Origin of the sequence: Burkholderia sp. BCC1993 (genome assembly GCF_905339865.1) — a bacterium.
GTDB lineage: Bacteria > Pseudomonadota > Gammaproteobacteria > Burkholderiales > Burkholderiaceae > Burkholderia.
This window is the reverse complement of sequence record NZ_CAJPGZ010000083.1, coordinates 1-262: the sequence shown is the minus strand read 5'-3', so window position 1 is coordinate 262 and position 262 is coordinate 1. Positions and strand designations below refer to the sequence as shown.

1 tRNA gene is annotated in these 262 nt (G+C 49.6%); it reads right to left on the bottom strand.

Features of this window, described 5'->3' with window-relative positions:
* Positions 1–158 precede the first annotated feature (158 nt).
* Positions 159–234: transfer RNA gene (locus tag U4Y91_RS36675), tRNA-Ala, on the bottom strand.
* Positions 235–262 lie beyond the last annotated feature (28 nt).

Genomic DNA, 262 nt, shown 5'->3' with positions numbered 1-262 from the left:
CCACGTCCATCTCATAGACGCTTCCGCTATCCAAATTACTTACTTCTTCCAGATTGTTAAAGAACGACAGCCGATACATACTACGTATCACTCTGACTGGCTCAATCGCCAATGCAAAGCGCTCGCTGAATTTTCAGCAAACTCTTAGCATTGAAGATTGGTGGAGGCAGACGGGATCGAACCGACGACCCCCTGCTTGCAAAGCAGGTGCTCTCCCAGCTGAGCTATGCCCCCATTTGAGTACAGATACCCTCAGGTGTAC